Consider the following 19,194-nt stretch of genomic DNA (forward strand, 5'->3'; position numbering starts at 1 on the left):
CCGCACGATCGTCAGCCGATGGTGTGGCCACCGTTGACGGTCAGGCGGTCGCCGGTGATGAAGGCGCCCTCGTCCGACAGCAGGAAGCGCACCGCGCCGGCGACGTCGGACGGGTGGCCGATGCGGCGCAGCGGGACCTCGGCGGCGTACGAGTCCAGCGCCGTGGAGGGCACGTCGGCGTGGCGTTCGACGGGGATCCAGCCGGGGGCGACGACGTTGACGGTGATGCCGTGCGGGCCGAGCTCGCGGGCCCAGGTGCGGGCCAGGCCGACCTGGGCCGCCTTCGCCGCCACGTACGCGGACCAGCCGGGCAGGGCCCGGTCGACCATGTCGGAGCCGACCAGCACGACCCGGCCGCGGCCGGCGGCGCGCATCGCGGGCAGGGCGGCCTGGACGAGCAGGGTCGGGCTCTTCACGAAGAACAGCAGCTGCCCGAGGTGGTCGTCCCAGGTGAGGTCCTCGACGGGGACCGGGGGCTGCGGGCCGGTGGCGTTGGCGACGACGGCGGTGACCGGGCCGAGCCGGGCGGTGACGTCCGCCATGAGCGCGGCGACGGAGGACTCGTCGGTGACGTCGGCCTCGAAGGCCTCGGCGGTGCCGCCGGCGGCGCGGATGTCCGCGACGACCGCCGCGGCGGGTGCGGCGCCGTGCCGGTAGTTGACCGCGACGGCCCAGCCGCCGGCCGCGAGTGTCCGGGCGATCGTCGCGCCCAGTCCGCGGGACGCGCCGGTCACCAGTACCACACCCGCTGCCGCCACGGCGTGAACCTACACGTCGGCGGTCAGCTCGGCGAGGGTGGCGTTGGTGGAGCGCACGGCCGACAGGTATGCCATGACCATGTCCTCGGTGCCGGTCGTCTGGGTGGGCAGGCTGCCGGCCGGGGGCATCTCCGCGGACTGGGTCATGTACGCGCGGGCCGTGGCGAGCACGTCGCCGAGCGGGCCGCGGCCGGTGGTGAGGGCGTCGACGAGGACCGGGTCCAGCGGCAGCCCGTGCACCATGCGGTCGGCGGGCTCGTCGTAGAGGTCGGCGAGCGCCGAGAGCAGCCCGCCGATGTACGCGACGTCGCCGGGCACCCCCGCGGCGCCGGCCAGGAACTGGCTGAACCGGGCCCGGACGAGGACGTCGCTGAGCTGCTCGGGGTCGGCCTCGGTGAGGTCTGCGACGAGCATGAGCGTCACCCACTGCCGGATCCGGTCGAGGCCGAGCACGACGACGGTGTCGCGGACCGACGACACGGTCCGGTTGAGCCCGAGCGCGGCGGAGTTGGTGGCGCGCAGCAGCCGCAGCGTGAGCGCCGCGTCCTCGGCGACGAGCGCGGCGATCTCGTCGATGTCGGCGTCCTCGGCGGTGAGCGCCTGCAGCATCCGCAGCCGGGTCAGCCGCGCCGGGGCGAGCGTGACGGTCGAGTTGATGTGCGGGCGGCCCAGGATGTTGCCCTGGAAGAGCTCGAACCCGAGCGTGAACGCCAGGCGCAGCGCGTCGGGGGTCTCCAGGCGCTCGGCGACCAGCCGCCGGTGCCCGAAGCGGCGGCACTCGGCGACGGCGGCGCGGACCTCGGGCTCCGACGCGTGCAGCATGTCGATCTTCACGTAGGTGGCGAGGGGCAGCAGCGGCTCGTGGCCGCCGCCGGGCACGAAGTCGTCGAGGGCGACGGTGTACCCCTGCTCGACGAGCGCGGTGACGCCGTCGACGACCTCGTCGTCGACGATGGTCGACTCCAGGATCTCCAGGACGGCCTGGCTGCCGTCGAACGGCAGCGGCAGGCGGCCGGTGAGGAAGTCGCGGGTCAGGTTGACGAAGCACAGCCGGTCGCCGGTCAGCTCCCTGATCCCGAACTCGGTGAACGCCGCGACCAGCACGCGGGCTGTGGCGACGGAGTCGCTGCGGTCTGCGCCCGTCGCGGTCGTCCGGGCCCGGAACAGCAGCTCGCCGGCGACCATGATGCCGTCGCGGTCGTAGATCGGCTGCCGGGCGACGTGCACGACATGGTCGGTGTCCGGTCCTCTGAATGCCCCCGTGTGCTCCCTCACTCCGCCATGATCTCCCCAAAACCAGGTCGAATGGTGCGGAACGGCGTATATACCCTCACCTTCGGCGGGTGATGGCAGGGGTACGGTGGAGGCCGGCAGGCCGGAGGTCGGAAGGCGGGGTGGTGGGGATGCGGGAGTCGCTGACCCACGACGCGTTCTTCTACGACACCGACGAGGGGTTCACCGGCGGGCTCGTGCCGTTCGTCCGCGACGGCCTGCGCAGCGACCACGCCGTCGTCGCGGCCGTCACCGACGCCAACGCGGACCTGCTGCGCGACGCGCTCGGCCGCGACGCCGCCCAGGTGACGTTCATGGACCGCGACGGCTGCTTCCAGCGACCGGCGAGCACCGTCGCCGGCTGGCGGAAGCTCCTCGCCGACGCCGCCAGCCGCGGGCACGACGCGGTCCGGATCATCGGCGAGGCCGGGTCCGGGCCGCCGGCGCGGCACGTGACCTGGGCGCGGTTCGAGTCGGCGGTCAACGAGGTGCTCGCCGACGCCCCGGCCTGGATCGTCTGCCCGTATGACACGCGCGTGCTGCCGCACGAGGTGCTCGCCGACGCCCGGCGGACCCATCCCGGCAGCGACACGTACCGGCCGCCGGCGGAGTTCCTCGGCGCGGTGCCCGAGCCGGTCCCGCCCGTCGACGGCCCGCCCGCCGACGTGACGCCCCTCGGCGACAGCGTGGCCGAGGCCCGCCACCTCGTCGGCCGGATCGCCGCCGCGCACGGCTGGGGCGGCACCGACCGGCTCGACGAGCTGCTGCTGGTCACCAGCGAGATCGCCGCCAACGCCGTGCTGTACGGGGGCGCCCGCCGCGAGCTGCGGGTCTGGGTCACGCCGCAGGGCATGGTCTGCGAGGTCGGCGACGACGGGCCCGGCCCGTCCGACCCGCTCGCCGGCTACCGCCCGCCGGACGACCGGCTGCTCGGCGGCCGCGGCATGTGGATCGCCCAGCAGCTGTCCGAGGCGTTCGCCGTCACCCATCACGACGGTTGGACCCGGGTGCGGTTCATGCTGTCGCACCCGTAGGCGACCGGGCTGTCGCGGCCGTAGGCGACCGGGCTGTCGCGCCCGTAGGCGACCGGGCTGTCGCACCCGTAGCTGACCGGGCTGTCGCACCCGTGGGTGACCGGGCGGGAAACTGGTAGCGAAATCCCGCCTGAGCAGGGCTTCCGCGGTGGTGGGTCGCACCGGGCGGCGTGACGATCGAGAGTGTGACCGAAACCACCGTGGTCCTCCTCCTGGTGATCGTGACGGCGCTCGGGTTCGACTTCACGAACGGGTTCCACGACACCGCCAACGCGATGGCGACCTCCATCGCCACCCGTGCCCTACGGCCGAAGGTCGCGGTGCTCCTGTCCGGCGTCCTGAACCTGGTGGGTGCGTTCCTGTCCGTCGAGGTCGCCCTGACCGTGAGCAACGCGGTCGTGAAGATTCAGAACTCCAACGGCACACCGAAACAGGACCTCGTCGCCGACGGCGGCGCCGCGCTGCTGCTGATCATCCTGGCCGGGCTGGTCGGCGGCATCGTGTGGAACCTGCTGACCTGGCTGCTCGGCCTGCCGTCCAGCTCGTCGCACGCGCTCTTCGGCGGGCTCATCGGCGCCACGATCGCCGGGCTCGGCTGGTCCGGCGTCAACTGGAACGGCGACGGCAGCAAGCTCGACGGTGTCATCGGCAAGGTCGTCCTGCCAGCCGTCATGTCGCCGGTGATCGCCGGGGCCGTCGCCGCCACCGGCACCTGGCTGATCTACCGGATCACCACCGGCGTCGACCAGCGCTTCACCGACAACGGCTTCCGCTGGGGGCAGATCGGCAGCGCCTCGCTGGTCTCGCTCGCCCACGGCACCAACGACGCCCAGAAGACCATGGGGGTCATCACCCTGGCGCTGATCGCGACGGGGGCCTGGACGGACACGACGAACATCCCGTTCTGGGTCAAGGCCGCCTGCGCGGTGGCGATCGCGCTCGGCACCGCCCTCGGCGGCTGGCGCATCATCCGTACCGTCGGCAAGGGCCTGGTCGAGATCTCCCCGCCGCAGGGGCTCGCCGCCGAGTCCGCGTCCGCGGCGGTCATCCTGGCCTCAAGCCATCTCGGGTTCGCGCTGTCGACCACCCACGTCGCGACCGGCTCGATCCTCGGCAGCGGCGTCGGGCGGCCCGGCGCGCTGGTGCGCTGGGCGGTGGCCGGGCGCATGGTCGCGGCGTGGCTCATCACGCTGCCCGCCGCCGCGGTCGTCGGCGCGCTCATGTGGTGGCTCGGCAACGGCGTCGGCGGCCTCGCCGGCGCGGTCACCATCTTCCTGGTCCTCCTCGCCGCGGCCGCGTTCATGTACCTGCGGTCCCGCCGGGCGCCGGTCGACCACACCAACGTCAACGACGACTGGGACGCCCGGCGCGAACTCGCCGACGCGGACCGCTGAGAGGACCGCGAGATGCACAACCTCGGATTCGCGCTCGAGGCGGCCTGGCGGGTCCTGCTGGCCGGCCTGATCCTGGGCGCCGGCCTGCCGGCCCTGTTCGCGCTCGGCGTCCGGTCGCTCGCGTACGGCGCGGGCGGCCCGGGCCGGGCACCGCACCCGCTGGGCACCGCCGGCGGCTACCTCTGCTTCGCGATCGTGCTGCTCGGCGTCGCGCTGGGCATCACGTTCATCGTCGCGTCGGGCTTCGGCAAGGAGCTCAGCTTCGAGCACGTCTACCCGACCGTCGTGGACAAGTGAGAGGACACCATGGGTGAGCCCAGCTCGAACTTCCTGACCCGCACCGTGGAGTGGCTGCGGGCCGGCTACCCGTCCGGAGTGCCCCGCCAGGACTACGTGGCGCTGCTCGGGCTGCTGCGGCGCAAGCTGACCGACGACGAGATCCACGGGATCGCGCGGGCGCTCGCCGGGGAGTCGCAGCGCACCGCCGACCCGGTCAGCACCGCCGACATCGAGAGCATGATCAACGACTCCGTGCTGCAGACGGCGTCCGCCGAGGACGTCGCCAGGGTGTCGGCGCGCCTGGCCGCCGTCGGCTGGCCACTGGCGGATCCGCCGGCCGACTGAGCGTGTTCACCTGACGGATCGACACGCACCATAGCTTCGGCGGATGCGACGACTCATTGTCCTGGCGGCGGCCACGGTGCCGCTGCTGCTGGTCCCCACGGCCGCCCACGCGGCGCCGTCCCTGAAGACGGTGACCGCGGCCGTGGAGACCCCGCCCCTCTACGACGACGAGGCCGGCGGCGACGCCAACGCCGACGACCCGGCCATCTGGGTCAACGAGCGCGACCGCGGCGCGAGCCGGGTGCTGGCCACCGCCAAGAACGGTGGTCTTCGCGTGTACGACCTCGCGGGCCGCGAACGGCAGGCGATCGCCACCCCGCCCGCGCCCGGCGAGGACGACGCCGCAGGCCGGTTCAACAACGTCGACCTGGTGCCCGGGTTCCGGCTCGGCGGCCGCACCACCGACCTGGCCGTCGTCACCGACCGGGGCCGCGACCAGCTGCGCTTCTACCGCATCGACCCGGCCACCGGCACCCTCACCGACGTGACCGCGCCCGGCGTGCCGTTCGCGTTCAGCACCGACCAGGCGCAGGTCAACGAGCAGCGCACCGCCTACGGCCTGGCCACGTTCCGCGACTTCGACGGCACCGCCTACGCCGTCGTCAGCCGCCGCAGCACCTCCGAGGTCGGCCTGTTCCAGCTCGTCGCGACCGGCGGCACCGTCACCTACCGGCGGGTGGACCTGCTGACGCTGCCGTCGACGTTCCGGCTGCCGAACGGCTCGGCCTGGTCGCCGTGCGCCGACCCCGGCGACGGCCCACAGGTGGAGGGCAGCGTCGTCGACCCGACGACCCGGATCGCGTACCTGGCGCAGGAGACCGTCGGCCTGTGGCGGATCCCGGTGTGGGGCGGCCGGTTCCGCGGCGCGCCGCAGTCCGTGGAGCGGACCCGCGAGTTCGGCGTCCCGGCCCGGTTCGACGAGGCCGAGGACGACTGCGTCGTCGACTACGCCGCCGACCCCGGCTACGGCGGCCGCATCGCCGCGGACGTCGAGGGCCTCACCATCCTGCAGACCGGCGCGCTCACCGGCACCCTGCTCGTGTCGAGCCAGGGCGACGACACCTTCTACACCTACGACCGGCTGACCCTGCGCCCGACCGGCCACTTCGCGGTCGTCGCCGGCGCCCGCACCGACGGCTCCGAAGGCTGCGACGGCGCCGCCGTGACCGCGACCCCGCTGCCCGGCTTCCCGCACGGCCTGCTCGTCGTGCACGACGGCGCGGACACGCCCACCGACGGCGACCGGGAGACCACCAACTTCAAGTTCCTCGACGCCGGCTTCCTGCGCCAGCGCTGACCCGGCCATGACCCGCGAGGACCTCCAGGCCACCGTCTTCACCGACCCCCTGGAGGTCCTCGCGACGGCCACCCCGCCGGCTGCCCCTTCGACGCCCCGCGAGGACACTTCCACCGCCGCCGCGCCGCACCGGTGGCGTGTCCTGATCGGGGATGATGTTGTGATGACCAGTCATGACGGACGTCAGCTGACGGCCAGTGGCATCACTGTCTGGCCGAATCTGATGGCCGTGCGGAGCCGTCCGCTGATGTACTTCGGAGTCGATCGGCACGACCCGGCGCTGCCCGGACAGGTTCTGCGTTGGGCGGTCCACCAGGCCGCGGCCGATCCTCAGAGCCTGGTTTCCCGGGTCGATGTCGTGATCGAATCGGACCTGGTGTTCTCAGTGCGGGACAACGGCGTGGGTCTTTCCGTCGATCGGATTCGGCCACAGCGGGAGCCGTGGGTGGCCGAGGCGTTGACCGCGTTTGTCGGTCGCGGGCCATGCCCGGCAGGCACTGGCCTGGCCATGGTGACGGCCCTGTGCACCGCGGTCGTCGCGGATGTCTGGCGGGACGGGCGGCATTACCGGCAGTGGGCCGACTGGCGATATCCACCCCCGCAGCTGCAGGTGCTCGACGAAACCGAGGAACACGGCACCGAGGTCCTCGCCCACCTTGACGGCGCGTACTTCGGCCCCCACGCGCGGCTGCCCCTCGACCCGGCCGAACTGCTGTCCGACCCCTCCGGAGACTTCACTGTGCCGAGCGGCGTCGACGTGACCGTGATCGATCGGCGTCGCGTCCGAGCCGCCGACACCGACGCCTGACGCTGCCACGTCGACGGTCAGGACATCCTCGCCGGCGAACCGTTCCAATGCATGGATGACGGCGTTCTTGACGATCGCTGTCTCGGTGCGCTTCGAGGCTCGGCCTCCCAGTGGGCTCAGAGCGCCCGGACGTAGTGGCGGATCGGTTCGCCGTGCTCGTCGGTGGTGGTGCGGCCCGACAGGGTCCAGCCGAGGCGGCGGTACAGGCGGTCGGCCCGCGCGTTGCTCTGCTGCGTCCACAGCTGCGCCTGGGTGTAGCCGAGGCCGCGGGCCTCGGCCTGCGCGCGGGTGACGACGGCGGCGCCGAGGCCGAGGCCCCAGCGGGACGGGTCGACGGCGACCATCGTGACGTGGGCCAGCCCCGGGATCGGGTCGCCGGCGCCGTCCCGCGCGAGGGCCTGCACGACCACGGCCATCGCGGCCGGCTCACCCTCTGCCTCCGCCACCACCAGCAGCGACCCGGTTCCCGCCAGCATCCGCAGGGTCCTTGCCTCCGCCGTTGCCTCGGTGTGGTGCCCAGCCCCGGCAGCGGCGCGGCGGGCGGCGTCCGCGGCGGCCCACAGCCGGGCGACGACCGGCGCATCCGACGGCCCCCCGACACGTGTCGTCAGCATCCGTTCACGCTACCCGCGATCGGGGCGGCATCGTTCAGTGCCGTGGAAGGCGTTGATCCACGATGTCCCCGGTTCGTAAGAGGTCAGCCGGCACCGGCCTGCGGCGGGCGGTCGTGCAGCGCCGTGGCGGTGAGGGCGGCGTCCAGCAGGCGGGCGTGCTCGGGGACCGCCGGGTCCAGGCCGGTCATCGTGGTGATGCGGTGCAGGCGGTAGTCCAGCGTGTTGCGGTGGATGTGCAGGTCCAGCGCGGTCTGCCGGCGGTTGTGCCCGTGCGTGACGAAGCTGCGCAGCGTGTCGAGCAGGTACGGGTGCCCGCGCAGCGGGTCGAGCTTCGCCGCCAGCCGCTGCAGGCCCGGCCCGGGGCGGGAGAGCTGGTACTCCACGAGGACGTCGTCCAGGCGGTACACGCCGGACGTGCGGCCGATCCGGGTCACCAGGTCCATCACCTCGCGCGCCTCGGCGGCCGCGGCCGGGATGCCGGCGGGCGTGTCCGCCGCCGCCGCGGCCGCCAGCACGGTGCTCGACAGCGCCTCCCCCAGCCCCGCGGCCATCGCCGCCGCGGTGACGCCGTCGGGCAGCAGCACGATGCCGGCGGCGTGGTCGGCGAGGACGGGCGTGCCCGCGTGCGCGTCGAGGGCGACCTGCACGAGCCGGTCCGGCGGGCGGGGCGCGAACCGCACCAGCAGCACCGTGTGCCGCTGCCCGACCTCGACCCTGACGTCCTGCGCGAGGGCCGCGACGACATGGAACGGCTGCCCGTGCAGCAGCGCGGCGAGCAGCTCCCGCCGGGCCCGCGCCGACTCGCCCCGCAGGTCCTCCTGCGCCTGCAGGTGCGCGACGACGACGGCGGGCATCATGCCGGCCAGGCCGTCCAGCAGCAGCGCGCCGGCGGCGGGCAGCTCCGCGGGGGCGGCGACGGCCGACAGCGTGCGCCACCAGGTGCGGGCGCCGATGAGGTACGCCGCGAGCGCCGCCTCCAGCGGCACGTGGTCCCGGGCCCGGCGGGCGGACAGCTCCACCACCCAGGTCAGGTCGCCGGGCCGCAGCGCCTCCTCGTCGCGGAGCATCCTCAGCAGAAGGCCCAAGACGGTGCCGACCGACTCGCGGACCGGGCCGTCCAGGACCTCGGCCGGCAGCCCCCGGTAGAACGGCACGTCGGAGGCGCATCCGGCGACGATCTCACCGGTCAGCTCGGCGAGCCTGGGCGCCATCCGGTCGTGCAGGTCCCGCATGCCGGCATCGTCACATCGCCCAAACCCGCGCGTCAATCATTGCCGCAAGTGCGCACAGACACCGGCCGCGGCCGGCGCGACGATTCGAGGACCCCCAAACCAACGAGGAGGCACGATGTCTCACCGTTACGGCCTCGCCGCGCTGCTGTGCGTGGCCGCGCTGCTGGTCCCCGCCCGACCGGCCGCCGCCGCGGACGCCTGGGACGCGCCCGGCCCCTACGCGACCGCCGTCCAGGTCGGCGTCGTCAACACCCTGTACTACCCGCGCGACATCGCCACCAGCCCCCGCCGGCACCCGGTGATCGTCTGGGGCAACGGCACCGGCGGCGTCCCGCTCGTCTACCGTGACCTGCTGCTGTACTGGGCGAGCCACGGCTTCATCGTCTCCGCCGCGAACACGCCCACCTCCAACCTCGGCGTCTCGATGCGCCTCGGCATCGACGCCCTCGCCCAGGCAGACGCCGACCCCGGCAGCGTCTTCCACCACCACGTCGACCTCGCCCACATCGGCGCGTCCGGCCACTCCCAGGGCGGCGCCGCGGCGATCGTCGTCGGCGCCGACCCGCGCATCGACGCGATCCTGCCGATCCAGCCCGGCCCCCTCGCCGACATCGACGCCGTGCACGTCCCCGCGCTGCTGCTCGCCGGTCAATACGACAGCATCGTGTTCCCGGCGCTGGTGAAGGCGTTCTACAACGACGCGGACCACATCCCGGCGATCTACGCTGAGCTGCGGGGCGCCGACCACTTCACCGTCGTCGGCGACCCGGGCCCGTTCGCCGCGCCGACGACCGCCTGGTTCCGCTTCCAGCTCATGGGCGACACCGCCGCCGGCGCCGAGTTCACCGGTCCACGCTGCGGCATCTGTACCGATACCCGCACGTTCTCCGACGTCCGCCGCAACGCCCTCGCCCCGTAACCCCGCACAGTTCGGAGGAACCACACCACATGGACAGCGTCGAGATCCCCACGCCGGACGGCCCACTGCACGCCCTGCGGTCCGGCTCGCAGGACCCGGCGGCGCCGGTCGTGCTCGCCGCCCACGGCATCACCGCCTCGGCGATGGCGTTCGCGGCGCTCGCCCGTGCCCTGCCCGCCGGCTGGACGCTGCTCGCCGTGGACCTGCGCGGCCGGGGACGCAGCAACGGCCTCCCCGGCCCGTTCGGCATGGACCGCCACGCCGAGGACCTCGCCACCGCCGCCCGCCACCTCGGCCGGCCCGTCGTGCTCGCCGGGCAGTCGATGGGCGCCTACGCCGCGCTGCGGGCCGCGGTCCGGGAGCCCGGCCTGTACCGGCGCCTCGTGCTCATCGACGGCGGCCTGCCGCTGCCCGTCCCGCCCGGCGCGGACCCCGACGCGGTCCTGGAGGCGACGCTGGGCCCGGCGATCACCCGCCTGAGGATGACGTTCCCGACCGAGGACGCCTACGTCGACGTGTTCCGCAACCACCCGGCGCTCGCCGCCGACTGGAGCGCCGACCTCGACGCGTACGCCCGCTACGACGCCACCGGCGACCCCGGCTCGATCCGCTCCCGGGTGTCCCCGGCAGCTGTGGCGGAGGACGGCCGCGACCTGCTCGTCAACGCGGCGACGTTCGGCGACGACCTGCGCGCGCTGCGCCTGCCGGCCGACCTGCTGCACGCCCCGCGCGGCATGTTCGGCCAGGAGCCCGGCCTGCTCCCGCAGCCCGTGGTCGACCACTGGACCGCGCAGACGGCCCTGCGCGCCGAGCTCATCCCCGACTGCAACCACTACACGATCCTCACCACCCCCCGGGCCACCGCGAGGCTCGCCGAGGTCCTCACCGCCTCGTGACGACCGGAGCGCTGCGACGTCGTGGACCCTTCTGGTCCGCGACGTCGCTTCCGGTCGTGCAGCTCCCTGGGCGAGTCCGGGTCACTACACGTGGTGGTGGCGGCGGCCGTACATGCCCGCGACCAGCCACACGCCGGCCGCGGCCAGCACGACCTGGATGGCGAGCTCGATCCAGTCGATGCCTGAGGTGTTGGCCACGCCGATCGCACCGGCGATGGCGGTGCCGATCAGGGCGGCGACGATGCCGATGACGATGGTCAGCCAGATCGGGATGTTCTGCTTGCCGGGCACGACCAGGCGCCCGAGCGCGCCGATGATCAGGCCAACGACGAGCGCGGAGATGATGCCGCCGACAGTCATCTGATGCCTCCAGGTTCCCGGGATTGTGCTACGTCGACGTACGTTCCCGGCGGAGGAGCCACCAAACCGCCCGCGGCTGACCCGGCCGCTCATTCCTCGGGCGGGATCACTCACCTGTCCGGGGCCGGCGCCCATGAGCCTTCTGGCGTGCGGCGACTCCGCACCTGGGGCACCCGGCCGGTGGCCGGTGGTCCAAGATGGGGTGGTGATCGTGCCTGCTGTGTCGACGGTTGACTACCACACGGCCGGGGAGCCGTTCCGGATCGTGGCGGAGCCACCGGTGGCCCTGCCCGGACAGAGCGTCGCGGAGCGGCGGGCGCGGGCGATCGACAGCCCCGACGCGCAGCGGCTGCGGGAGCTGCTGTGCTTCGAGCCGCGGGGGCACGCCGACATGTACGGCGGGTTCGTCGTGCCGCCCGACGACGGGGCGCACCTGGGGGTGCTGTTCTGGCACAAGGACGGGTTCTCCACCGCGTGCGGGCACGGGACGATCGCGCTCGGGGTGTGGGCCGTGGACACCGGGATCGTCGGGGCGCCGCGGGACGGCACGGTGGACGTGGTCATCGACGTGCCGTCGGGCAGGGTCACGGCGCGGGTGCACCGGGAGGCCGGGCGGAGCGTCGCCGTCGACTTCGTCAACGTGGCGAGCTACGTCATCGCCCGGGACGTGCCGCTCAACACGTCCCGGGGAGAGCTCGCGGTGACCGTCAGCTACGGCGGGGCGATCTACGCCTGCGTCGACGCGGCGTCCGCCGGGCTGCGCGTCGACCCTGGCCACTACCAGGACCTGATCACGCTGGGGCGGGAGGTGAAGTGGGCGCTCAACGACAGCCCGCACGCCGTGCACCCCAGCGACCCGCGGCTCAGCGGCGTGTACGGCACGATCCTGTTCGAGGACCTGGGGGTGGCCGACGGCCAGGTGCACCAGCGCAACGTCACCGTGTTCGCGGACGGGGAGGTCGACCGGTCGCCCTGCGGGTCGGGGACCTGCGCCCGGCTCGCCGTGCTCGCCGAACAGGACAGCGCGGTGACGCTGCGGCACGAGTCCATCGTCGGGTCCGTCTTCGCCGGCACGGTGCTCGCCACCACCACGGTCGACGGACGGGCGGCGGTCATCCCGCAGGTGACAGGGATGGCGTACCGGACGGGTGAGCACACGTTCGTCGTCGACCCCGCCGACCCCCTCGTGCCCGGGTTCGTGCTGCGGTGACCGGGCCGCTGATCCTCGACGCCGACGCCGTGCGGGACGCGTGCGGGCCCGCCGCGGCCGTCGCCGCGATCACCGCCGCGCTGCGGGCCGGTCTCGACCCGGCCGCCGACCCGCCGCGGCACGCCGTCGCCGTGCGGGCGGGCCAGTTCCTGCTCATGCCATCGGAGGCGACCGGCACCCACGCCGGCATCAAGGTGGCGACCGTCGCGCCCGGCAACCCGGCCCGGGGGCTGCCCCGCATCCAGGCGTCCTACCTGCTGTTCGACGCCGAGTCGCTGGGCCTGGTCGCGGTGCTGGACGGCACGGCGCTGACGACGCTGCGCACGCCGGCGGTGTCCGTCGCCGCCGTCCTGCCGCGGCTGCGGGCGATGCCGGGTCCGCTGCGGGTGGCGGTGTTCGGGGCGGGGCCGCAGGCGCACGGGCACGCCGAGACCCTCGCCGCGGTGCTGCCCATCGCGACCGTCACGCACCTCACCCGCGGCCGTACGGGCGACCGGCCGGTCGAGGACGTGCTGCGCGAGGCCGACGTCGTCGTCTGCGCCACGACCGCGCGGGAGCCGCTCTTCGACGCCGGCCTGATCCGTGACACGGCGACCGTCATCGCGGTCGGCTCGCACGAGCCCGACGCCCGCGAGGTGCCGCCGGCGCTGTGCGCCCGGGCGACGGTCGTCGTCGAGGACGCCGCCACCGCCCTGCGCGAGGCCGGTGACGTCGGCATGGCCGTACACGAGCGGCGACTGCGGCCCGAGGACCTGGTCCCGATGCGTGACGTCGTCACCGGCCGCGCCCGCCCGCCCGCCGACCGGCCGCTGCTGTTCAAGAGCGTCGGCATGGCCTGGCAGGACCTCGTCACCGCGGAGGCCGTCCTGACTGCCGTCAATGCGCGTTCGCGGCGCGGCCCTCGGTGACCAGCAGGACGACGGTGCTGCCCGGAGCGGCCCGCAGAGACCGCAGCGCGGCGAGGGGCGCGGCGCCGCAGGGGCCGGCGTCGACGCCGTGGGCGGACAGGTCGCGCATCGCCGCGGCGGCCCGGGCGTCGGTGACGGTGGTGCACGCGTCGAGGCCGCCGCGGATGTACGGCCATGCGAGGCTCGACACGGTGCCGCAGTTGAGCCCGGCCATGCTGGTCGTGCCGGTCGCGACGGTGACCGGGTGGCCGGCGGCGACGCTCGCCAGGACGCACGCGGCGGAGTCCGGCTCGACGCTCACCACCGCCGTGCCGGGCGGGGCGGTGCGGCTGCGGTAGTGGGTGAGCGCGGCCTGCAGCAGCGAGCCGACGCCGGCGGGGACGACGACCAGGTCGGGACGCACGGGCAGCTCCGCGAACAGGGTGGAGTACCCGTCGACGATCCACCCCGGCACGTCCTCGTAGCCGTCCCACGCCATGTCCTGCACGAGCAGCCGGTCCCCGCCGACTCCGCCGTCCCCGCCGCCGGACGAGGCGGCGGCGGCCGCGACGGCGGTGTCGTAGTCGCCGGGGACGTGGGTGACGTCGGCGCCCTCGTCGCGGATCGCCCGCACCGCCGCCGGGTGCACGCCGTCGGGCACGTAGACGGCGGCGCGGTGGCCGAACTGCCGGGCGAAGCGGGCGACGGCGCGGCCGTGGTTGCCGTCCGTCGCGGTGACGATCGTCGCCTGCCCCGCACCGCGCCGTGCGCGCAGCGCCCGGTGGATCGCCCAGGACGCGCCGAGCGCCTTGAACGCCGGCAGCCCCAGCCGCGTCGACTCGTCCTTGGCGTAGAGCCGCGCGACACCGGCCGCGGCGGCCAGCTCGGGCAGCTCGGTGAGCGGGGTCGGGGCGTACCCGGGAAGCCGCCGGTGGAAGTCCAGCACCTCGGCGGGTGCGGGCTCGCAGCGCCAGGCCGGGTCGCGGAGCGGGTTCGCAGCCGTCATGTGGTGACGGCCGGCAGCGCGGTGCGGACCAGGTTGACGTAGTACGCGACGCCGGTGCTCAGGACGTCGTCGTTGAAGTCGTAGTCGGCGCTGTGCAGCGACGGGCCGCCGGCGCCGTTGCCGAGCAGCGCGAAGCAGCCGGGCACCTGGTTGCTGAACGCGCCGAAGTCCTCGCTGGCGGTCCACGGCGGGGTGTCGCCGTCGACGCGGTCCGCGCCGACGGTGAGCCGGGCCGCGGTCAGCGCGGTCGCCACGGCGGCGGGGTCGTTGACGGTCGGCTCGAACTCGTGCGTGTACGTGACCTCGGCCGTCGCGCCGTGCGCGGCGCAGATCCCGTCGGCGAGCTGCCGGATGCGGTGCTCCAGTGTCGCCTGTACGGCCGGCGTGAAGCTGCGCGTGTCGCCCCGGATCACGGCCCGGGAGGGGATCGCGTTGCGGGCCCCGTCGGTGGTGATCTCCGTGCACGACACGACGGCCGGGTCGGTCGGGTCGAGGTTGCGCGCCACGATCGTCTGCAGTGCCAGGACGAGCTGCGCGGCGACCACGATCGGGTCGACGACCATCTGCGGCCGGGCCGCGTGCCCGCCCCGCCCGGCGATGCGGATCTCGAAGTTGTCCTCGCTGGCCATCAGCCCGCCGGCCCGGGTGGCCAGGCCGCCCGCCGGGTGCCCCGGCATGTTGTGCAGCCCGAAGATCGCGTCGACGGGGAACCGCTCGAACAGCCCGTCGGCGATCATCGCCTTCGCGCCGCGGCCGTGCTCCTCGTCGGGCTGGAACACGAAGTGCACGGTCCCGTCGATTCCCGTCGCGCCCCCGGCCCCGGCCAGTGACCGGGCCGCGCCGAGCAGCATCGCCATGTGGCCGTCGTGCCCGCAGGCGTGCATGACGCCGTCGTGCTCGGACCGGTACGGGAGCTCGCCGCGCTCCGTCAGCGGGATGCCGTCCATGTCTGCCCGCAGCGCGATCGCGCCACCGCCCGTGCCGGACCTGCCGGATCTCAGCGTGGCGACCACGCCGGTGCCGCCGACGCCGCGGGTGACCTCCAGGCCCATCCCGTCCAGCGCCGCGGCCAGGTAGTCGCTGGTGCGGTGCTCCTGGAAGCCGAGCTCCGGGATGCGGTGCAGGTCGTGCCGCCACTGCCGCAGTTCCGCGTCGAATTCCACCGGTCCAGCTTCGGCGCCGCGTGACACGTTCGTCCAGCGGATCGTTCCGAGCGGTATCGTTCGGTCCTGTCGACGGTTTGACGTTCGGGTTGCCGACAGTGGGGGGTACGGGGTGCTCGACCTGCGCCGGCTGCGGCTGCTGCGCGAGCTCGCCCACCGCGGCACGCTCGCCGCGGTCGCCTCCGCCCTGTCCTACAGCCCTTCGACGGTGTCGCAGCAGCTGTCACAGCTGGAGGCGGAGACCGGCACGGTGCTGCTGGAGCACGTCGGGCGCCGGGTCCGGCTCACGCCGCAGGCGCAGATCCTGGTCGCCTGCACCGACCGCATCCTGGCGGAGCTGGAGCGCGCCCAGGCCGACATCGCGGCCGCGAGCGCCGTCGCCGCGGGCGTCGTCCGGGTCGCGGCGTTCCAGACGGCCGCGCTCGCCCTCGTCCCGCCGGCGATCACGACCCTCGGACGCGGTCACCCGCGGCTGCGCGTACACCTGACGCAGGCCGAGCCCGAGACGGCCATCCCGGCGTTGCTCGCCCGCGACTTCGACCTGGTCATCGTCGAGGAGTACCCGGACGGCCCGCAGCCGCTGCCCACCGGCATCGACGTCGCGCCGCTGTGTGTCGACCCGATCAGGCTGGCGCACCCGCGGACGGTGCGCACCCCGCAGAACCAGGCGGCGCTCGCCGCCCTCGCCGGTCACCCGTGGGTGCTGGAGCCCGCGGGGACGGCGGCGAGGGCGTGGGCGGTCGCCGTCTGCCGCAAGGCCGGCTTCGAGCCCGACGTCCGCTACGAGAGCAGCGACCTGCTGCTGCACGTCCGCCTCGTCGAGTCCGGCCACGCCGCCGCGTTCCTGCCCGATCTCACCTGGCGCGGCCGCCGCCCCACCGTCGCGACCCGCCCGCTGCCGAAGCCCCAGGCCCACCGCCGCATCTCCACCGCCGTCCGCCAGGGGCACGCCGACCACCCCGCGATCCGCTCCCTCCGCCAGGCCCTCACCTCGGCGCTGCCCACCTGACCGGATCCGTGCGCGGGTGGCTCTGGACCTGGGCCGACGGCCGGGACGTGTGGGGCGGGGCGCTCGGCTACCGCTGACCGTCCAGCCAGGGCCGGCGTCCCGGTCCGGTCGGATGTGTGCCGGTGACGCCCATGACGACGGAGTAGAGGCTTGTCTCGGCGGCGATGAAGAGGCGGTTGCGTTTGGCGCCGCCCCAGGAGACGTTGGCGACCGCTTCGGGGACCCGCAGCCGTCCGAGCAGCGTGCCGTCAGCCTCGTAGCAGTGCACGCCGTCGTTCATCGCGGCGGCCCAGAGCCGGCCGGCGTCGTCGAAGCGGAGGTTGTCGAAGCGGGCCCGGTCGCGGGTCGCCGCTTCGGCGAAGATGCGGTCCTTGGACAGGGTGCCGTCGTCGCGGACGTCGAAGACCCGGATGACGCCCGCCCGGGTGTCGGAGACGTACAGTTGCCGTTCGTCGGCGGAGAAGACCAGGCCGTTCGGCGCGCCGAAGCAGTCGGCGACCAGCCGCACCTCGCCGGTGGCGGGGTCGATCCGGTAGACGTTGTTGGACCCGATCTCGCTGTCTGCCCGGTAGCCCTCGTAGTCGCTGGTGATGCCGAAGTCCGGGTCGGAGAACCAGATCGACCCGTCTGACTTCACCGTGGCATCGTTCGGGCTGTTCAGGCGCTTGCCCTGCCACCGGTCCGCCAGCACGGTGACGGTGCCGTCGGGTTCGGTCCGGGTCACCCGGCGGTTGCCCTGTTCGCAGGTGACCAGCCGGCCCTGACGGTCGAGGGTGTTGCCGTTGGGGTGCCCGGCGCCGCGGCGGAAGACGCTGACCGTGCCGGTCTCCTCGTCCCAGCGCAGCATCCGGTCGTTGGGGATGTCGCTCCAGATCACCTGCCGCCAGGCGGGGAGGTAGATCGGCCCTTCCACCCACCGGCAGCCCGTGTGCAGGACCTCCAGCCGTTCGTCACCGTTCATGCACCGCCCCGCACGGAACCGGTCGTCGAACATCTCGTACAGCGCGGGGGAATCACCGCTCATGGAAACTTCCTCCCAGTTCCTGCAAGCACCGAACCATATCCTGCATTCAGTTCAGAGTGCAGGATGCGGTACGGTGAATGCAAGGAATCGCCGAACGGAGGACCGTGGACCAGGTCGACAGGACGCTGCTGGGGAAGCTGCAGGAGGACGCCGGCCAGCCCTACGCCGAGCTGGGCCGGGCCGTCGGGCTGTCCGCCGGCGCGGCCCACGAGCGCGTGCGGAAGCTGCGCGAGCGGGGCGTCATCCGGCGCACCACGGTCGAGGTCGACCCGGCCGCCGTGGGCGGCGGCGTCCTGGCCTTCGTGATGGTCGACTCGGACGCCTGGATGGGCGACTCGGCGGACGCGTTCGCGGCGCTGCCCGAGGTCCTGGAGGCGCACGTCATCGCCGGCAGCGCGTCGGTCCTGGTGAAGGTCAGGACGACGACCACCGCACACCTGCAGGACGTGCTCCGCCGGATCTACGCGATCGACGGGGTCAGCGGCACGCAGGCCACCGTGGTGCTTGAGACCTTCTTCGAGCGCCCCGTCTCGCCGCGGGCCTGACGGGGGCTTCAGAATCCGATGGGCTCCCGCAGCAGCAGGACGGTGCCGCGGCCGGGTTCGAGCTCCGCGTTGAGGATGAGCACGCGGTTGGCGGCGCTGGGCCGGCCGTAGGCCGCCTGGGCGCGGGCGCTCTCCAGCGGCAGGCAGTGCACCTCGACGCGGTGCAGGGCGGCGTTCAGGTCGGGCACGACCTTCTGCGCGCCGACGATCCAGATGGCGTGGCCGGCGGCGCCCGCGTAGCCGGGCAGCTGGGAGCCGCTGGCCGAGGCGACGACGAGGGAGCCGGTCTCGGTGACCGCGGCGACGCTGCCCACGATGACGTCGGGGCTGGCGATCAGCCGCCAGATGTCGCGGGTGCCGGTGGCCCGGTCCATCGTCAGGGTCCGTGACTTGACCGCGTCGTAGCGGCCGCCGCCGTTGATGTCCGCGTCGATGCCGGACGCCCGCAGCGTCTCGCTGGCACCGGTGAACACGCTGGCGCCTTCGGGGATCAGCTCCTCGACGCGGGCCCGGGCCGCGGCGGCGTCGTCGAGGACCTCGACGGCGAAGTTGTTCGCCCGCAGCGCCGCCGCGGTCCGCTGCAGCCGCGCCTCGGACGCCGCACCGGTGAAGGTGGAGGCGTCGGCGTCCCTGGAGGCGTCGGTGGAGGCGGGCGCCGAGCCGGCCAGTGGGCTGGTGTCCAGGTACCTGACCTCGTAGACCCGCTCCGCGAACTTCCAGCCGTCGCCGGTGCGCCGGTAGCGGTCGTGGTAGATGGCGAAGTTCTGCCCCTGGCGGCCGTCGCGGGTGCGCGCGATCTCCTGGATGTAGGTGCGGCCGGTCGCGGTGTCGCCGTCGAGCTGGACCGTGCCGGGGTGGGTGTTCTGCACGAAGAACTCCCACTGGGCCTGCAGCCGCTCACCCCCGGCCCGGATCTGCGCCGGCCCGACCAGCTCGACGGGGATGTTCGGCATCCGCAGCACGCCGTCGTCGGTGAACAGCGCGGCGAGGCGGGCGCGGTCGCGCATCATCGCCGCGTCGGTGAACTCGCCGCGCAGCGCCTCGATCTCGACGCGGTCCGCGATCGCCTGGAAGTCCGTCATCGGTGTCCCCTGCCCGTTGGATGATGGGTTCGTCTCACCGGGTTCGACAGCACAGCGCAC

The 19,194-nt window shown here is 73.9% G+C and carries 21 protein-coding genes; 12 read left to right on the forward strand and 9 right to left on the reverse strand.

Annotation, left to right across the window (positions count from 1 at the left end; genetic code table 11):
- Window positions 1-11 precede the first annotated feature (11 nt).
- Both ACQEVZ_RS05045 and ACQEVZ_RS05050 read right to left on the reverse strand, forming a co-directional pair.
- Window positions 12-758 (reverse strand): SDR family oxidoreductase, encoded by a 747-nt coding sequence (locus tag ACQEVZ_RS05045; protein WP_433361879.1) that lies wholly within the window; start codon window positions 756-758, stop codon window positions 12-14.
- Window positions 759-767: 9 nt separating this feature from the next.
- On the reverse strand, window positions 768-2,033 hold the full coding sequence (locus ACQEVZ_RS05050; RefSeq protein ID WP_433361882.1) for an EAL and HDOD domain-containing protein: 1,266 nt from the start codon (window positions 2,031-2,033) through the stop codon (window positions 768-770).
- 128 nt (window positions 2,034-2,161) lie between these two features.
- Here ACQEVZ_RS05050 and ACQEVZ_RS05055 point away from each other — a divergent pair, with 128 nt between their 5' ends.
- The 6 genes from ACQEVZ_RS05055 (at window position 2,162) to ACQEVZ_RS05080 (ending at window position 7,187) form a co-directional block, all read left to right on the forward strand.
- Window positions 2,162-3,064, forward strand: a complete 903-nt coding sequence (locus ACQEVZ_RS05055; protein ID WP_433361885.1) for an anti-sigma factor RsbA family regulatory protein — start codon at window positions 2,162-2,164, stop codon at window positions 3,062-3,064.
- A gap of 185 nt (window positions 3,065-3,249) precedes the next feature.
- Entirely contained in the window at window positions 3,250-4,458 is a 1,209-nt protein-coding gene (locus tag ACQEVZ_RS05060) for an anion permease (RefSeq protein ID WP_433361888.1), read from the forward strand.
- A gap of 12 nt (window positions 4,459-4,470) precedes the next feature.
- Window positions 4,471-4,755 (forward strand): hypothetical protein, encoded by a 285-nt coding sequence (locus tag ACQEVZ_RS05065; protein ID WP_433361891.1) that lies wholly within the window; start codon window positions 4,471-4,473, stop codon window positions 4,753-4,755.
- A 9-nt stretch (window positions 4,756-4,764) separates the two neighbouring features.
- The gene (locus ACQEVZ_RS05070; RefSeq protein WP_433361894.1) at window positions 4,765-5,082 is read left to right on the forward strand and encodes a DUF3349 domain-containing protein; all 318 of its coding nucleotides are present in this window, start codon (window positions 4,765-4,767) and stop codon (window positions 5,080-5,082) included.
- A gap of 43 nt (window positions 5,083-5,125) precedes the next feature.
- On the forward strand, window positions 5,126-6,379 hold the full coding sequence (locus tag ACQEVZ_RS05075) for a phytase (protein WP_433361897.1): 1,254 nt from the start codon (window positions 5,126-5,128) through the stop codon (window positions 6,377-6,379).
- A gap of 7 nt (window positions 6,380-6,386) precedes the next feature.
- A complete protein-coding gene (locus ACQEVZ_RS05080; protein ID WP_433361900.1) occupies window positions 6,387-7,187 on the forward strand; it encodes a hypothetical protein in 801 nt (266 codons plus the stop codon).
- A 116-nt stretch (window positions 7,188-7,303) separates the two neighbouring features.
- Here ACQEVZ_RS05080 and ACQEVZ_RS05085 read toward each other — a convergent pair whose 3' ends face one another.
- Both ACQEVZ_RS05085 and ACQEVZ_RS05090 read right to left on the reverse strand, forming a co-directional pair.
- Window positions 7,304-7,801, reverse strand: a complete 498-nt coding sequence (locus tag ACQEVZ_RS05085; RefSeq protein ID WP_433361903.1) for a GNAT family N-acetyltransferase — start codon at window positions 7,799-7,801, stop codon at window positions 7,304-7,306.
- Window positions 7,802-7,884: 83 nt separating this feature from the next.
- Window positions 7,885-9,033, reverse strand: a complete 1,149-nt coding sequence (locus ACQEVZ_RS05090; protein WP_433361906.1) for a PucR family transcriptional regulator — start codon at window positions 9,031-9,033, stop codon at window positions 7,885-7,887.
- Between the two features lie 115 nt (window positions 9,034-9,148).
- On the opposite strand from ACQEVZ_RS05090, the gene ACQEVZ_RS05095 reads away from it, so the two are divergent.
- A complete protein-coding gene (locus ACQEVZ_RS05095; RefSeq protein ID WP_344505747.1) occupies window positions 9,149-9,952 on the forward strand; it encodes an alpha/beta hydrolase family protein in 804 nt (267 codons plus the stop codon).
- 29 nt (window positions 9,953-9,981) lie between these two features.
- The gene (locus ACQEVZ_RS05100) at window positions 9,982-10,848 is read left to right on the forward strand and encodes an alpha/beta fold hydrolase (protein WP_433361910.1); all 867 of its coding nucleotides are present in this window, start codon (window positions 9,982-9,984) and stop codon (window positions 10,846-10,848) included.
- An 84-nt stretch (window positions 10,849-10,932) separates the two neighbouring features.
- Here the strand turns inward: ACQEVZ_RS05100 and ACQEVZ_RS05105 are convergent, their stop codons facing one another.
- Window positions 10,933-11,208, reverse strand: a complete 276-nt coding sequence (locus tag ACQEVZ_RS05105; protein WP_433361913.1) for a GlsB/YeaQ/YmgE family stress response membrane protein — start codon at window positions 11,206-11,208, stop codon at window positions 10,933-10,935.
- A gap of 220 nt (window positions 11,209-11,428) precedes the next feature.
- Between ACQEVZ_RS05105 and ACQEVZ_RS05110 the strand changes: the two genes are divergently transcribed.
- Together ACQEVZ_RS05110 and ACQEVZ_RS05115 are read left to right on the forward strand one after the other, a co-directional pair.
- On the forward strand, window positions 11,429-12,418 hold the full coding sequence (locus ACQEVZ_RS05110) for a proline racemase family protein (protein WP_433361916.1): 990 nt from the start codon (window positions 11,429-11,431) through the stop codon (window positions 12,416-12,418).
- Entirely contained in the window at window positions 12,415-13,326 is a 912-nt protein-coding gene (locus tag ACQEVZ_RS05115) for an ornithine cyclodeaminase family protein (RefSeq protein WP_433361919.1), read from the forward strand. Before ACQEVZ_RS05110 ends, ACQEVZ_RS05115 begins: the two co-directional genes overlap by 4 nt.
- Here the strand turns inward: ACQEVZ_RS05115 and ACQEVZ_RS05120 are convergent.
- Together ACQEVZ_RS05120 and ACQEVZ_RS05125 are read right to left on the reverse strand one after the other, a co-directional pair.
- Window positions 13,295-14,311, reverse strand: a complete 1,017-nt coding sequence (locus ACQEVZ_RS05120; protein ID WP_433361922.1) for a pyridoxal-phosphate dependent enzyme — start codon at window positions 14,309-14,311, stop codon at window positions 13,295-13,297. The two genes, ACQEVZ_RS05115 and ACQEVZ_RS05120, sit on opposite strands and share 32 nt — an antisense overlap.
- A complete protein-coding gene (locus tag ACQEVZ_RS05125; protein ID WP_433361925.1) occupies window positions 14,308-15,474 on the reverse strand; it encodes a M20 aminoacylase family protein in 1,167 nt (388 codons plus the stop codon). The genes ACQEVZ_RS05120 and ACQEVZ_RS05125 overlap by 4 nt, the downstream gene beginning before the upstream one ends.
- 112 nt (window positions 15,475-15,586) lie before the next feature.
- Here ACQEVZ_RS05125 and ACQEVZ_RS05130 point away from each other — a divergent pair, with 112 nt between their 5' ends.
- The gene (locus tag ACQEVZ_RS05130; protein ID WP_433361928.1) at window positions 15,587-16,483 is read left to right on the forward strand and encodes a LysR family transcriptional regulator; all 897 of its coding nucleotides are present in this window, start codon (window positions 15,587-15,589) and stop codon (window positions 16,481-16,483) included.
- Between the two features lie 67 nt (window positions 16,484-16,550).
- Here ACQEVZ_RS05130 and ACQEVZ_RS05135 read toward each other — a convergent pair whose 3' ends face one another.
- Window positions 16,551-17,507, reverse strand: a complete 957-nt coding sequence (locus tag ACQEVZ_RS05135) for an SMP-30/gluconolactonase/LRE family protein (RefSeq protein WP_433361931.1) — start codon at window positions 17,505-17,507, stop codon at window positions 16,551-16,553.
- Window positions 17,508-17,611: 104 nt separating this feature from the next.
- Between ACQEVZ_RS05135 and ACQEVZ_RS05140 the strand changes: the two genes are divergently transcribed.
- Window positions 17,612-18,052: an Lrp/AsnC family transcriptional regulator gene (locus ACQEVZ_RS05140; RefSeq protein ID WP_433361934.1), complete on the forward strand. Its 441-nt coding sequence runs from the start codon at window positions 17,612-17,614 to the stop codon at window positions 18,050-18,052.
- Window positions 18,053-18,060: 8 nt separating this feature from the next.
- On the opposite strand, the gene ACQEVZ_RS05145 is transcribed toward ACQEVZ_RS05140, so the two are convergent.
- Window positions 18,061-19,134, reverse strand: a complete 1,074-nt coding sequence (locus tag ACQEVZ_RS05145; protein ID WP_433361937.1) for an LUD domain-containing protein — start codon at window positions 19,132-19,134, stop codon at window positions 18,061-18,063.
- Window positions 19,135-19,194: the final 60 nt, after the last annotated feature.

This window comes from Dactylosporangium sp. CA-152071 (assembly GCF_050936335.1).
GTDB lineage: Bacteria > Actinomycetota > Actinomycetes > Mycobacteriales > Micromonosporaceae > Dactylosporangium > Dactylosporangium maewongense.